The organism is Oceanobacillus sp. FSL W7-1309, assembly GCF_038002145.1.
Taxonomy (GTDB): domain Bacteria; phylum Bacillota; class Bacilli; order Bacillales; family Amphibacillaceae; genus Oceanobacillus; species Oceanobacillus profundus.
The window spans coordinates 648,175-662,685 of record NZ_JBBOBX010000001.1; the positions used below are offsets into that span (position 1 = coordinate 648,175).

Below are 14,511 nucleotides of genomic sequence, written 5' to 3' on the forward strand. Positions count from 1 at the left end.
ATTCCCCTCTCTCTGTTTTGATCTTATTTTCCAAATTGCGGTATATGATGATCACCAATAGCTACATGGATAATTTTTTGTTCCGTATAGAATTCAAATGCATAGTGTCCGCCTTCACGTCCGATTCCACTGTCTTTTGAACCACCGAATGGCGTTCTTAGATCACGCACATTTTGGGAGTTTACCCATAACATGCCTGACTCAATGGCATGTGCTACACGGTGACCGCGTTTGATATCGTTTGTCCATACATAGCCAGCAAGTCCATATCTTACATCATTTGCTTTTTCAATTACTTCTGCTTCTTCTTTGAATGTCATTACTGCAATTACAGGTCCAAAGATCTCTTCTTGAACAACACGCATTTCATTGGAAGCATTCAACAAAATAGTTGGCGCTACGTAATTGCCTCGGCTTAATTCTGTAGGAATCTCACCACTAATTATTTCACAACCCTCTTCCTCAGCAATCTTAAGATAGTTTTTTACGTTGTTGTAATGCTCTGTTTTAATAAGTGGTCCAACTTGTGTATCGTCTTCCAACGGGTCACCAACTTTGATATTCCAGACTCGTGTTTTTAATTTTTCGATAAATTCATCTGCAATACTTTCATGTAGATACAGTCTTGAGTTTGCCGTACAACGCTCCCCATTAAATGAGAATATCCCCCAAGTGGCTGCATCAAGTGCTCTATCAAGGTCAGCATCTTCAAATACGATAATTGGTGATTTGCCACCAAGCTCCATGGAGAAACGCTTCAACGCATCTGCGCCATTTTTCATAATCGTAGAACCTGTAGTTGTTTCCCCAGTGAAGGAAATAAGCTGTACATCAGGGTGTTTAACTAATGCATCTCCAGCCGTTTCACCAAAGCCATGTACAATATTGAAAACACCGTCAGGGAGTCCAGCTTGATCGATAATTTCTGCCATCCGGTTAGCTGTCAATGGAGACCATTCAGCAGGTTTCAAAATGACTGTATTACCTGTTGCTAATGCAGGTGCTATTTTCCATGTTTCTAGCATAAATGGAGCATTCCACGGCGTGATCAATCCCGCAACACCAACTGCAGAATATACTGTGTAGTTAATGAACTCATCGTCTACTTGGTACACTTCTCCATACATTTGAGATTTCACTGTATCTGCATAAAAACGGAAGTTATTTGCAGAACGTGATACTTGTTTTCTTGTTTGTGCAATCGGAAGACCAGTGTCTAATGATTCTAATAAAGCGATTTCATCTGTATGCTGTTCAATTAGATCACCTATTTTATATACATACTCCAAACGTTCAGCTTGTTTTAAATTTCCCCACTCACCTTTAAATGCTTTCTTTGCACTTTGAACAGCTTTGTCAATATCTGCTGCTTGACCTGATGCAATACTATTAATCTTCTCATTCGTAAAAGGACTGATATTGTCAAACGTTCCTTCATCTTCAGCATCAACGAATTCCCCGTTTATATATAGCTTAATATCATCTAGTTTGTTGGCTAGTTCTTCGTGTTTGCTTACTAATTCTTCATGTTTCACAGACACATGATCCACTCCTTCAATTGAATTTTCTTTCTATTACGATTATATACGAAATAATATATGATTTGAAGTGTTATTCTTTATTTCTTAAAATAAATTTACCGTCCCTCACAAATTTAGCGCTTTCATTTCTTCTCATAATACTGTTATACAAAAAATATCAAGGATGGCACCCTATATAAACGTAGTGCCATTTGGCTGTCTTTTTCTTTCATGAAACGATTGAACTGTATTTAACTTATGCGATCTAACTGCTAATTCGATTACTTGAAAATCTGCATCCTCGCTTAGCAGCTGAATAATATGCTCATGTTCATCAATAGACTCTTTAGCTCTTTTCGGATTAAATGTTGACCCCGTCAAACGGATGGAATCCAGCTGCATCCATGTCTTTCGGATAGACTCAATCAAATACTGATTCGGACAGCTATCGTACGTTAAATCGTGAAACTTTCGATTTAGCTCTCCAAATTTTCCAAACTCAAACTCTGTTAACGCCTCCTTCATTTGCTGATTTAAGTCCTTCAAGATTGTAATTTGATCCCCAGTAAGTGCTGCTTTGCTCAATGCTGTAGCATATCCCTCCATGACAGCCAACGTGGAAAGCGTATCCGTATATTTACTTTCATCAATAGGTGTTACAACTGGACCAATATTTTGCTGGTATTCAATTAAACCTTCTGCTTCTAACGAACGTACAGCCTCTCGAATTGGAATTGCACTTGTTGCTAATTCCTTGACCAGTTGATTAATAACAATCCGTTGCCCGGGTGCATAAAAACCTTCCATAATTCTTGATTTCATATAGTCGTATGCTTTTTGTTTTTTGCTTACTCGTTTAGTATTATTCATAGTGTCTTCATATTATATGAATTGGCGAATTTGGTCAAAGGTTCTCTTTAAGAGGTTGTTCAAAAAGTCCGGTAAAAATGACACATCGAATTTCTTCGTTGGCTTGCTTTTCTGTTCCTCACGTATTAATTGCATACGTTCCGGTACTCAAAGCTTCACCGCCTCGAACTTCTCGGTCCTTTTTATCCTCCTTTTTGAACACGCACATTAAGCGTATTCTTTTTGTCTGTAATCACCGTATTTACCGCAATAGAAAGTTAATGGATTACCATCTGTTACTTTTACATCTTTTACGCTACCGATAAACAGTGTATGGTCACCAACTACAATTTCTTGTTCGACATCACAAACAACCGAAGCTAAAGATTCTTTAATAACTGGCACACCTTGAATGAAGCCAAAATCAACGCCGTCTTCTTTTTTCTTTTGTCCAGCAAAATTCATGGAGATGTCCTGCTGTTGATCCGAAAGAAAGTTTACTGCATATTGCCCTGAAGCCTTTATTTTTTTGAGCATATTTGCATGATTATCAATTGAAATCGTTATCAATTTTGGTTCTAGTGAAATAGACATAAATGCATTCGCTGTCATTCCATGAGCATCAGTGCCATCATTTGTTGTGATTACCGTTACACCTGTAGCGAATCTCCCCATTGCATTCCGAAATTCTCTGCTATTCATTAAAACTCCTCCTTTAAAATTATACCGAAAGACTCTCTGATACGTTGACCCTACTAATAAATTCAATTGAACAAACATCACCTAACTCGTAAGCCGGTTCATTCAATTTCAATACATTATCTGCTCTTGAATCAGAAAATTGATAAAACTCCCCATGTAAGGTTGTTGTTCCTTGTTTCACTTTCACTACATAAGTTCCAGGTCTCGGAAAAATAGATTTATCACTTGGCTGCACAACTATATTTCCATTGATTTTATACGGAAGAATGTTAACGCTCACCTCATAATTCGAGCCTACATAATAAGGCACCACATTCACATTCCCTTCCATGACCAATCTTCTTATAAGCGTAGAGCTTATTTTTTCCTGCAAGTAGGTTTTTTTAGGGATAACCGATAAACCAAACCCACTTTTTTTCGATTCTTTCTGGAGTAGTTGTGTATTTCCCTGCGCCTTAAAACCAAACGTGAAATCAAAACCGACAACGACGTGTTTCGTGTTTGAATTCAATATATATCTCTGGATGAAGTCAGCCGGAAGGAATGAAGCGAAAGTGCGATCAAATTCCATAACAAATAACTTATCAACTCCCATGGCTTCCATTTTTTTAATTTTTTCAGGTAATGTCATCAAGTACTTACGATTCTTATTCCCTTTTAAAACTTCATCTGGATGTGGGCTAAATGTCATCGCAGTAAATAAGACATTTTGCTTTCTCGCAAGTTCCTTGGCACGGTTTAATAATTCTTGATGACCTAAATGCACCCCATCGAAAAATCCGATTGCCATAATATGAGGTTTCTGAGATATTTGGTCATCCAAGTGAGTCAAGTTAATCACTTCCATTACAGAATTCTCCTTCCTGCTGCATTGTTTTCTAGCCTACATTCATATTATTCAATTCCATTCATTACTTCTATGACATTTTTTGTTTAAAATACTTTTATTTTAAAACACTTTCTGTTTGTGTTCCTGATTTTGTTAATATGGATGGTTTCTTAATGTTTTGGCTTTCTAAAAACTCATCGACCATTGCTTTGTATGGTTCTTTATTATAATTGTCAAAGTAAGCCATACCCATTTTTACTGGATCTCCAAAGAAGTAGTACTCATAATGTGTCTGACGGCTTCCAAATGAACTCATCGTCATGTCCCATGCGAGACGGAATAATTGAACACGTTCAAAACCTTCCACGTTTTTACCTTGCATGGCTCTGTTTAAGATTGGTCCAAGTTCCGCGCTAGCAAAATCATCATACGTCGGAATCCCCATTAATCCAGATGCACCCAGTATTCTTAAGATTTCTGCTAGACGCGGATATACGCGTGGGAACCAGTTTCTTGCAGCATTCAATGCTTCAAAGTCTGGTGTCATCATGCCCCATCTATCAATTTTTGCATTGTGTTCAGCTCTGTACAGATGAGACTTCATATTTTCCAGCGTAAGCATGATTTCTGTCCCTTTGTCTTTTACATGCTGGAATCCGTCAATACCGATTGAATCCATCAGCTTAAGCACGACACCAAGCAGAAATTCCACTTTTGCAACATCTTTTGCAATAACCTGATGGGACATGTGCACAACAGCATTTGTTTCAGCAAATGCGCCATTACAAATCTCGGAATCTTCCAGAATGAAAATACGATCCCAAGGAACAAGTACGTTATCAAAGGAAACAATCGCATCCCCTTCTTCGAACTGGGAGGCTACTGGATGATCATACCCATTTTTCCCATAATCAAATGATTCTCGGCTTAGGTATTTCAATCCCGGCGTATTATTTGGTATTGCAAAAGCAAGTGAATAAGGATCATCTTTTGCTCCTGTTCTTACTACCGTCGATGGGAAAACGAAAATTTCATCTGTGATACCAGCTTGTGTTGCAAGTAACCGAATACCGTCAACAATAACTCCATCATCATTCTTCTCCACTACGTGTAAAGCAACATTAGCATCTTTTTGTTCCGCTTGAATTTTTGCACGGTTTACTTGCGGGTGGATCAATGTATGTGTAAGACTGATGTCATTTTCCCTAGCGTATTCTGCATATTTTCTAGCGTTCTCAGCAAATTGCGGATTTCCTTTGCCGTAATAGTCATATGCTTTTTCCATTGTCATAACTTCTGAATTTAAATAGTCTGGAGAGCGTCCCATTAAACCTTTTGTAATGCCCTGCCACTCCATAATCGCTTCTCGACGTTCGATTAAGTCTTCGATTGTTTCTGGTGCCATAAAGGTCTTCCCTACTTTATCACCGGTTGTTGGAGATGTATAAAGCATTTTTTCAGGTTTCTCATATTGTAAATCATACAATTTTGCCATGGATTGGACTGCACCCTTAAACGCTGGATGTGTTGTCACATCTTCTACTCGCTCCCCATGGATATATACGTTGTTATTTGCTTTCTTTAAATTGTCAATGTACTGCTGTCCTGTTTTAGCTGGCATTACTTTATCCTCCTTTAATTTCGATCTGATTTTCTTCCATTTTTTCAAAGTTGTTTTCTAGACCGTCAAAATGTATTCGTTTTCATAATGTGTTAAAAAAATAAAATGATTACATATCGTTGTGGTCAGAGATCAAACCTTGCATATGCTTTTAAAATATTTCAATAATTCAACCTTGTTTGTATAGTAACATGGAATCAAATATATGAAAAATATCTAAAATATATGATTATCATACATTTTAGATATACTATTATATATAATTTGCTATAAGATGAATCTGGGATTAGATGAATTAACTTTTTGACTTTTTCGTTATTTGATACTATTATTTCTTTATACATACTTGGTTTACTATCATAAGAGATATCGAGGTGGAGAAAGATGGATATGAGACAACTGCGTTATTTCTATACAATTGCAACAGAGGGACAAATTACACGGGCAGCTAAAATACTTCATATGGCACAGCCTCCTCTTAGTCAAAGTTTAAAAGCATTAGAAAGTGAAATAGGTGTCCCGCTGTTTGAAAGAAATGGCAAGAAAATGGAACTTACTGAAGCTGGTGAAGTTTTATACAAGAAAGCAGATTATTTTTTTAAGTTTTTTGATGAAGCGCTTACAGAGGTAAAGGAAACAGGGGAAGGTCTAAAGGGACAATTGACTGTTGGCTGTGTAAAGACACTTTTTTCTCATGTACCGCAAAGAATAAAATCTTTTCGTGAAAAATATCCAAACGTCACCTTTGAATTAAGAGAAGGGGACTCTTATCTTCTTGCAGAACAGCTTAATAATCGAAACATTGATTTGGCAATCGTTCGGCTCCCTTTAGATATGGAACCTTATTCAAGCCTCTTTCTGCCAGAAGAAAACTATGTAGCTATTATGCCTGAGCAATGGGCAAAATCCTATGAATCCGAAACCATTACCATGAACGAACTTGCCAATTTACCTTTACTATTATTAAGAAGAATTAGTGGTGTTGGTCAATATGAGCTGATTATGGATAAATTTGAAAAACGAGGACTTACTCCCAATATCGTGACAGTTTGTCCAGATGTGGACATGATTCTCGAATTGGTCAATGTGGAAGTCGGAGCTTCGATTTTACCAGCATCCATACTCAAGAAACATTTTAATGCTGGAATAAAAGGGTTTGCCATTGAAGACGAGACGATTATTTCCAAGTCCGCAATCATTTGGCTAAAGGATCGTTATCTTTCCAAAAGCAAGCAACGCTTTATCGAATACTTTGAGGAATCTATCGAAAATTAAAAAAGGCCAATTCCTTCAGATTTGAAGTAATATAAAGAAATTGACCATAAATAAATGTCCCAGTCGAGGCTCTTTGGCCATAATCAAACCTCGAAGAACAACAAATGACTTCAATCCGGAATGTAGATTTTAACGCTTGTTTTAATGCTACAAAACTCAAATACTTTATAAAAAAGGAAAAAACTATCATTCTTCTTTTTTCAATAATACTGTAATAAACAGATTTGTTTAATAGTATTTAAGAATTTTCAGGAAACAGAGCATCCTATTTCACACCAATTTTTGGCATAAACTTAAAATAAAACATGGCCTAAAGATATTCCTACAATAATATATATCAGAAAAACACCTATTGCCCACTTAGCAGCATATTTTTGGACATCTCCTAAATTAACCTTTGTCATCTCTGTTAACAAGTACATTGCTCCAACCAGCGGACCAATGAAACCAAAAGAGGTTCCGTATAACGATGCAATAGCAATCTCCATTTCACTAACCCCATATATGGAAGCAGTCTCCGCTATTACAGGAATAATGCCAAAATAAAAAGCATCGGGGCCTATTAAAAAGAGTCCGGGAATACTAAGAACAGCAATTACAATTGGAAGAAAGGATCCAATTCCGTCTGGGATTATAGTGATTAAACTCTGCGCCATAGCTGCGGACATTTGTGTTTCTTTCAATATACCGGCAAAAACCCCGGCAGCAAGCATGATACTCGTAACAGATAATGCATTGGGAGCATGTTTTTGAACTCTTTCGCGTTGATCAATAATCGATGGATAGTTTATTAATAATGCGATAGCAGTCCCAAGAATAAATAACACTACTGGTGGCAGCCATTCCAAAAGCAATGCTGCCATGATAACAATCGTTAGAATAAAATTTAGCCATCTTAGTTTGGGACGCTTTATTACCACATTTTCTACAGCAGCAGACATCATACTTTCGGTTTGATCGTTCATGTTCAAATAAGGTTTGTGTATTCCGAGTCGAGCCCTTTCCTTCCGGCCAATAATATATGCAACCAAAACAATATATATCAGGCTAACAATCATCCCAGGTACCATTGTCCTAAATAGACTTGTAGGATCTAAGTTCAAAACACTTGCAACCCGACCGACAGGGCCACCCCAAGGAACTAGTGTTGTAATACCAATTTGCAATACCGTTATAGATGCTAAAATAATAGGTTTTATCCCCAGTTTTATATAAATTGGAAGAAAGGCGCTCACAACTATAATAATCGTAGTGGAACCATCACCATCTAAGCCTACTATACCTGCTAATATAGCTGTCCCTACAATAACTTTTAATGGATCACCTTTTGCTATCTTTATAATTTTGTTTGTTAGTGGCTCAAACAATCCCGTGTCAATCATGATACCGAAATATAGAATTGCAAACAGGATCAGGAGTGCTGTTGGTGCTGTATTTAAAACACCATCCATCATCATCGGACCCAGTTGAAAACCAAAGCCTCCAATAATCCCGTAGATTACCGGTACGATAATCAGGCCAGTAAAAGGTGTCACACGTTTTGACATAATAAGATACAAAAATGTGATTACCATCAGAAAACCTAAAATAGCTAACATAATTGCCCTTCCCCCTTTATAAAAAAACATTGAAATCGTTTACAATTTTGTGGAGTCTTCATTACTATTTTGTTTTTCATTAATAAGTTATTATCCAAGTAGCATGTGATCAATCATCCATTATCAATAGATTAACGAATTCATATATAGATATTTGGGATTATTCCAAAAAATATAGTTAGATTGAATGTAATAGACTTATAATTTACCCTCTTAAAAAAGTCAATTGAATGAAGTGGTGGTTTGCCTAACGATATCCACCACTCCCATTGTCACTTAAGCTAAAATAATATCCATATAATTTGTTTATAGCAATTTTTAAGTTTATTGCTTACTTTTTATTTCCGGTAGATATTCTGAGTTATTTTCACCTAATTCAGGTCCAATAGTTCCAATATCGCCAGGTGTTTCGGATAATTTTGGCACAACCCCCGGGACTCTGACACTTTTCCCATCCGGCAATTCAACTGTTTGGAGCATGTCTCGCGCCTGGTATTGTTCATCATTTACGATGTCTTCTATACTATAAATTGGTCCTACTGGTACACGGGCTTCATCAAGAATTTGCTGTACCTCTTTTTGAGTATGCTGCTTTGTCCAGTCTTCTATAATCTTATCAAGATAATCAACATTTTCTGCCCTGCCTTGATTACTCGCGTACACGGGATCTTCCGCAAGTTCAGGACGTTCCATTGCATTCGCAAAACGTTTAAATATACCGTCACTGTTTGCTGCAATCACGATATATTTCCCATCTCCACAAAGATACGTATTCGATGGTGCTATTCCTTCCAGCGTAGCTCCAGTTCTCTCTCGAATGATCCCTTTTAGGTCATATTCAGGAAGCACACCCTCTAATAGAGAAAAAACAGATTCAGTAAGTGCAACATCAACGTATTGACCTTTTCTTGATGGTACATTATCTCGGACTCTAAGTGCCATCAGTGTACCGAGTGCTGCGTATAAAGCAGCGATAGAATCCCCAATAGCTAAACCGACACGAACTGGTGGACGATCAGGAAAACCTGTTAGATAACGCAGGCCGCCCATTGACTCTGCAACACTGCCAAATCCTACTTTATCCCGATATGGACCGGTTTGACCATAACCGGATATTCGAGTCATAATAATGCTTGGATTTACTTGTTTTAAATCTTCATAACCGATTCCCCACCTTTCAAGTGTACCAGGGCGGAAATTTTCAATTACCACATCCACCTCTTTTGCTAATTCCCTTATCATTTCCTGTCCTGCTTCTTCTCGAAGGTTAATCGTAATGGATTTTTTATTTCTTGCATGCACATACCACCATACAGATGTATCATGGTGCATGACTCGCCAGTTTCTTAAAGAGTCACCTTTTCCTGGATCCTCTACTTTTATTACTTCAGCACCAAATTCACCAAAGATCTTTCCAACAAAAGGAGCAGCTACAAAGTTTCCTAATTCTAATACTTTAATTCCTTCTAGTGGTTTTTTCATTATCCCCATCCTCTCTTAACTCGATAAACTCATTGAATACTTAATATTCTGATATTGTATACAAATAATTACACACTTGTTTGCTTTTTTACCATATCCTGAAACATCTGATCCGTATTTTTTAACTTATCTATATCTATTCCAGTCTCTATTCCCTGCCTTTCCAAAAAGTTTACTACTTGACTTGCCTGCACATTCCCTGGTGCTCCTGGTGCATATGGACACCCGCCCAATCCTGCCTGTGCTGTATCATAGATATAAACGCCTGATTGAATACCTGCTATAATATTGGCGAGCGCATACCCATAAGTGTCATGAAGATGCAGACTTAATGTCAGGTCAGGATACTTGTCTTTAATACGACTGCAATATTCATATATCATTTTTGGTGTTGCTTTTCCTATGGTGTCTCCCAAACCAACTTCATCCACGCCATTTTCAACCATTGTCGTAACGATTCGTTCAACTTCTTGATAAGGAACCTCTCCTGCATATGGACAAACAAAAGCAGTGGCAACTGCCCCCATTGTTTTTCGGTTATGACTTCTTGTTTTGCTTATTAAATCACTTACATGTACCAGCGATTCATTTGTCGTCCGATTCAAATTGGCTTCATTATGTCTCGTACTGGCTGAAAGGAAGAAAACCGCAGTATCAATATTGGTCTTCAAAAACCGTTCGAGACCCTTTATATTTGGAACCAAAGCATCGTATTGAATACCTGGAATTTTAGGAAGTCTCTTCGCCAGCTCATCAGCATCGCTAAGGGCTGGCACCCACTTTGGATGGACAAAGGAAGTAACTTCAATACGTCTAAATCCAGCATCAATAATCTCATTTAAACCACCAAGTTTATTCTCCGCTTCGATGAAAACGGATTCATTTTGAAGACCGTCTCTTAACGTAACGTCGCGAATGCTTACTTTTTCAGGGAAATTCACGTGTAAATCCACTCCTTTTGATTTATGATAATGAAGTAAATGAATCATTTACCAATTCATTTAGTTGTATCCATATTGTTCCAAGTAATAATTATAATCCTTTTGAATATGGTCTCTCATATGTTTCTCTGCAGATTTAGCATCTCTGTTTAAAATATCTAAGCAGATTGCTTCATGTTCAAAGAAGCCTTCTACCATTCTGCTTGTTTTTGTAAGAATAATGTTTCGGTAGAATAGAATCAAGGAATGAAGCTGATTCATCATTTTGATGAGAAAAGGATTTTCACTGCATTCCAAGATTAAATCATGGAAATTTCGACTTAACTTCTTCATATGCTCAAAATCTTCTGCTTCCATAATGTCCTTCATTTTCCTAAGCAGTTCATTTATTTCTGTTAACTGTATATTATTGCTGCGTTCAGCTGCAAGTGATGCAGCCAGAGGCTCTAAACTTAAACGACACTCATATAAATATTTAAAATCATCACTCGTAGGCCTGAAAACTCTCACTCCGCCCCGGGGATGACTTGCTACAAGCCCCTCACTTTTCAATTGCTTTATAGCCTCACGTATGGGACTCCTGCTTACCCCTGTTTCTTCTGCAATTTGTTGCTCCACAACTCGTGTCCCAGGTCCCAGTTTTCCATTTACAATTTTGTCGTGCATATATTCATACACTTGAACTTGAAGTGTCTTGGATGTATCTAGTATGAATGTCAATTACCTCACCCTTTTCATAAAATTCAATTAGTGTATACAATCAACTGCAAATGTATAAATTAACTCTTATATTTTATAATATTTCTCAGTATAGATTAAGTTGAGTTTCATTATAAACATGGAATAATCTACAGTCAATATTTTTTGAATATTTAGCTAGTTTTTGCGTGCTTTGCAGAGATGGGAGGAAGCATCAGCTCCTCCCTTCTATTTATTATCTTCCTGAAACCTATTACCCCATCTTACTTTCTTCAATTGATTCAAACTGAACAGGATTTACTGCTGCAGCTTCCGTATATGTCAGCGTTTTTCCAGTAATTCCAAAAATAATCGTCAGTATTGGGCATAACAAACAAAAGAAAGCAAATGGCAAATACGCTAGAGTCGGTACTCCTAAAACACTTGTGATAAAAACACCGCACACACTCCATGGAACTAGTGGATTAACTACGGTTCCGGCATCCTCTGCAACTCTTGATAGATTTTTATTTGCTAAACCGAGTTTTTGATATTGCGACTGGAACGTTTCTGTTGTTAATAGAATAGATAGATATTGTTCCCCTACCAGCACATTGACTCCGATAGCATGGAGAGCAGAGCCAGTGATTACTGACTTCGCAGATCGTAACATTCTTTCCACGGCTTCAAATAGTCTTGGGACAATCCCTAACTTAAACAATAATCCTCCCATTCCTAATGCTAGCAAAATGATTGCAATCGTAAAAAACATACTTTCCATTCCGCCCCGTGTCAGTAAAGAATCGATTTGTTCAATACCTGTCTCTGACACATAGCCTCCATATAATATTCCCAGTAACCCACCAATTGAAGGAACAGCATGAAAAAATGATATAAGAATAGCACTTACTGCACCAGCTGTAAGCGATAATAATGCTGGGGCCTTGAAGATAGAGAAAATAACTAAGACAGCAAGTGGAATGACCGCATTATACCAGTGAATCAGCCCTGTCCCCAAAAGCCCTTGCTGATATAACTCCATTTCACTGAAATTTGCAGTTGAAATACTCGGTGATATAATTCCGAAAATCACCAGTCCAATCAGGAATGCCGGAACTGTTGTCCACATCATATATCGTATATGGTCAAACAAATCAACCTTCAGAATACTGGAAGCCATATTCGTTGTATCTGAAATCGGAGACATCTTATCACCGAAAAATGCTCCAGATACAATTGCTCCAGCTGTGATTGCCAGTGAAATATCAAGAGCCTGGGATATACCAATAAAAGCTAATCCGACTGTTGCCACCGTTGTTAAAGAGCTCCCCACACAAATTCCAACGACAGAGGTTACGATTAAAACAATGGCATAATAAAAACGTGGTGTCACTAATTCAAATCCAGCATAAATCAAAGTCGGAATAGTTCCACTATAGATCCATGCAGCTATTAAAATACCAATCATAAAGAAAAGAAAAACGGCCCCCATTCCAGATGTAGCCCCTTCTGAAAAACCTTCCTGTAATTTTTCATAAGGGATCTTTTTAATGATTCCATAAATAACTAACATTAACAATGAAATCGTTAAAGGTATATGTGGAGGAGCTTCAAAATAGATAATACTGACACTCATAATAGCGATGATAGCTGAGATTACGAGGATAGCCTCAGGCAACGACGGCATTTGCTCAGATTTAATTCGGAACATAATGAATCTCCTTCATTTTAATTTGTTGTTAGATTAACTGAGTTCTACTAGTAGCAGTTTTGGTTTTTCAAGCAATGCCTTGAACCTATTCGTAAAGGCTATTGCATTTCCTCCGTCTGTAACACGGTGGTCGAATGTGAGCGTCACGTTCATCATTGATCTGATAACGATCTCATCATTTTCGTTTACAACAGGCATTTTTTTCGTTTTATGAAAAGCCATTAATGCGACTTCTGGATAATTGATGATCGGCGTTGCACCGATACTTCCCATTGGTCCAACATTGCTGATCGTAAAGGTGCTTCCGGTCATTTCTTTCGGTGTCAGTCTATTTTCTCTTGCTTTCTTCATCAGTTCTTTCATTTCTTTGTTAATAATGCGGATTGACTTATTATCCGCATTTTTAACGACTGGAACAATTAACCCCTCTTCCGTATCCGTTGCAATGCCCATATGAACCCCTTTTTCCAATCTGATTTCTTCTTTTTTCTCATCAAGTTTGGCATTAAAGATTGGATGTTCTCTCAATGCTATCGTGAGCGCTTTAATAAAAAATGCTGCAACAGATACATCGGCATGAGGCTTAATCTCTTTTCTGAACTGCAGTAACTCAGTCATATCAATTTCTTCCATGTGATGAACATGTGGGATCGTAAAGATGGAGGTTGTCATTTTTTTTGCGATTTGTTTGCGCCTGCCTTTAAACGGAATAATATCCGTTTCCTCTTTTTCACTGACCGACTGCTTTTCTGCTGTCCCTTGAAAAAATTGCTTTCTTAACTGTTTAACAGCAGGCTTGACTTTTGTTGCAGCGCTCTCTCTGTTTTGAGCAAACTGCTGAACATCTTCTACGGTAATACGTCCAGATTTCCCCGTTCCTTCTACAAATTCGATATCCACATCAAGTTCTCTTGCAATCTTCCTCGTAAATGGTGCTGCTTTTATTCGTGTTGGCCCGTTTATTTTTTCGGGTTTCGTTTGTTTTTTTGCATTATCACTTGCTGCAAATTGTATAGAATGATTTGATTCTTCTTTTTGTGTTTCTGCAGCCTCTTTTTTCTCAATAGAACCCTCTGCTTCAATCGTCAAAATCGTTGTTCCTACAGGGATAGTCGTTCCCTCAGCAATATATATTTTTTTAACAACCCCTTTGGCTGGCGCTGTTAACTCGGCAACCATTTTTTCTGTCTGCAATTCTACAATTGGCTGATCTTCCTCAACTTGATCTCCTTCCTGAATAAAATAAGCTAGTACATCCCCTTCTGTCATTCCTTCTCCAATATCATGTAATTTTACTTCTACCAT

General features: G+C 37.6%; 12 protein-coding genes. 1 reads left to right on the forward strand and 11 read right to left on the reverse strand.

Annotated features, from left to right (window positions below):
- Positions 1–23: 23 nt before the first annotated feature.
- The 5 genes from hpaE to hpaB all read right to left on the reverse strand — a co-directional run bounded on the left by hpaE (position 24) and on the right by hpaB (position 5,521).
- Positions 24–1,535, reverse strand: coding sequence for a 5-carboxymethyl-2-hydroxymuconate semialdehyde dehydrogenase (gene hpaE / locus NST46_RS02960; RefSeq protein ID WP_419776332.1), 1,512 nt, complete (start codon positions 1,533–1,535; stop codon positions 24–26).
- A 177-nt stretch (positions 1,536–1,712) separates the two neighbouring features.
- Entirely contained in the window at positions 1,713–2,390 is a 678-nt protein-coding gene (locus NST46_RS02965; protein WP_303449828.1) for a GntR family transcriptional regulator, read from the reverse strand.
- A 207-nt stretch (positions 2,391–2,597) separates the two neighbouring features.
- Positions 2,598–3,071, reverse strand: a complete 474-nt coding sequence (locus NST46_RS02970; protein ID WP_303449830.1) for a flavin reductase family protein — start codon at positions 3,069–3,071, stop codon at positions 2,598–2,600.
- 19 nt (positions 3,072–3,090) lie between these two features.
- Complete coding sequence (locus tag NST46_RS02975; RefSeq protein WP_303449833.1) at positions 3,091–3,918, reverse strand: FAD synthetase family protein; 828 nt, start codon at positions 3,916–3,918, stop codon at positions 3,091–3,093.
- Between the two features lie 97 nt (positions 3,919–4,015).
- The gene (hpaB, locus tag NST46_RS02980; protein ID WP_303449835.1) at positions 4,016–5,521 is read right to left on the reverse strand and encodes a 4-hydroxyphenylacetate 3-monooxygenase, oxygenase component; all 1,506 of its coding nucleotides are present in this window, start codon (positions 5,519–5,521) and stop codon (positions 4,016–4,018) included.
- 384 nt (positions 5,522–5,905) lie between these two features.
- Between hpaB and NST46_RS02985 the strand changes: the two genes are divergently transcribed.
- Positions 5,906–6,796: a LysR family transcriptional regulator gene (locus NST46_RS02985; RefSeq protein WP_340002365.1), complete on the forward strand. Its 891-nt coding sequence runs from the start codon at positions 5,906–5,908 to the stop codon at positions 6,794–6,796.
- A gap of 293 nt (positions 6,797–7,089) precedes the next feature.
- Here the strand turns inward: NST46_RS02985 and NST46_RS02990 are convergent, their stop codons facing one another.
- The 6 genes from NST46_RS02990 to NST46_RS03015 all read right to left on the reverse strand — a co-directional run bounded on the left by NST46_RS02990 (position 7,090) and on the right by NST46_RS03015 (position 14,511).
- Positions 7,090–8,394, reverse strand: coding sequence for a CitMHS family transporter (locus NST46_RS02990; protein ID WP_341136748.1), 1,305 nt, complete (start codon positions 8,392–8,394; stop codon positions 7,090–7,092).
- 324 nt (positions 8,395–8,718) lie between these two features.
- The gene (locus NST46_RS02995; RefSeq protein WP_341136749.1) at positions 8,719–9,876 is read right to left on the reverse strand and encodes a CaiB/BaiF CoA transferase family protein; all 1,158 of its coding nucleotides are present in this window, start codon (positions 9,874–9,876) and stop codon (positions 8,719–8,721) included.
- Between the two features lie 68 nt (positions 9,877–9,944).
- On the reverse strand, positions 9,945–10,865 hold the full coding sequence (locus NST46_RS03000) for a hydroxymethylglutaryl-CoA lyase (RefSeq protein ID WP_341136750.1): 921 nt from the start codon (positions 10,863–10,865) through the stop codon (positions 9,945–9,947).
- Between the two features lie 12 nt (positions 10,866–10,877).
- Positions 10,878–11,537, reverse strand: a complete 660-nt coding sequence (locus NST46_RS03005; RefSeq protein ID WP_341136751.1) for a GntR family transcriptional regulator — start codon at positions 11,535–11,537, stop codon at positions 10,878–10,880.
- Positions 11,538–11,769: 232 nt separating this feature from the next.
- A complete protein-coding gene (nhaC, locus tag NST46_RS03010) occupies positions 11,770–13,206 on the reverse strand; it encodes a Na+/H+ antiporter NhaC (RefSeq protein ID WP_341136752.1) in 1,437 nt (478 codons plus the stop codon).
- 33 nt (positions 13,207–13,239) lie between these two features.
- Positions 13,240–14,511: a dihydrolipoamide acetyltransferase family protein gene (locus NST46_RS03015; RefSeq protein ID WP_341136753.1), complete on the reverse strand. Its 1,272-nt coding sequence runs from the start codon at positions 14,509–14,511 to the stop codon at positions 13,240–13,242.

What these genes read in the sequence shown, in the direction of transcription:
- NST46_RS02965 (WP_303449828.1), bottom strand. Translation starts at nt 2,390, where the DNA reads ATGAATAATACTAAACGAGTAAGCAAAAAACAAAAAGCATACGACTAT.
- NST46_RS02970 (WP_303449830.1), bottom strand. Translation starts at nt 3,071, where the DNA reads ATGAATAGCAGAGAATTTCGGAATGCAATGGGGAGATTCGCTACAGGT.
- NST46_RS02975 (WP_303449833.1), bottom strand. Translation starts at nt 3,918, where the DNA reads ATGGAAGTGATTAACTTGACTCACTTGGATGACCAAATATCTCAGAAA.
- hpaB (WP_303449835.1), bottom strand. Translation starts at nt 5,521, where the DNA reads ATGCCAGCTAAAACAGGACAGCAGTACATTGACAATTTAAAGAAAGCA.
- NST46_RS02985 (WP_340002365.1), top strand. Translation starts at nt 5,906, where the DNA reads ATGGATATGAGACAACTGCGTTATTTCTATACAATTGCAACAGAGGGA.
- NST46_RS02990 (WP_341136748.1), bottom strand. Translation starts at nt 8,394, where the DNA reads ATGTTAGCTATTTTAGGTTTTCTGATGGTAATCACATTTTTGTATCTT.
- NST46_RS02995 (WP_341136749.1), bottom strand. Translation starts at nt 9,876, where the DNA reads ATGAAAAAACCACTAGAAGGAATTAAAGTATTAGAATTAGGAAACTTT.
- NST46_RS03000 (WP_341136750.1), bottom strand. Translation starts at nt 10,865, where the DNA reads ATGATTCATTTACTTCATTATCATAAATCAAAAGGAGTGGATTTACAC.
- nhaC (WP_341136752.1), bottom strand. Translation starts at nt 13,206, where the DNA reads ATGTTCCGAATTAAATCTGAGCAAATGCCGTCGTTGCCTGAGGCTATC.
- NST46_RS03015 (WP_341136753.1), bottom strand. Translation starts at nt 14,511, where the DNA reads ATGGTAGAAGTAAAATTACATGATATTGGAGAAGGAATGACAGAAGGG.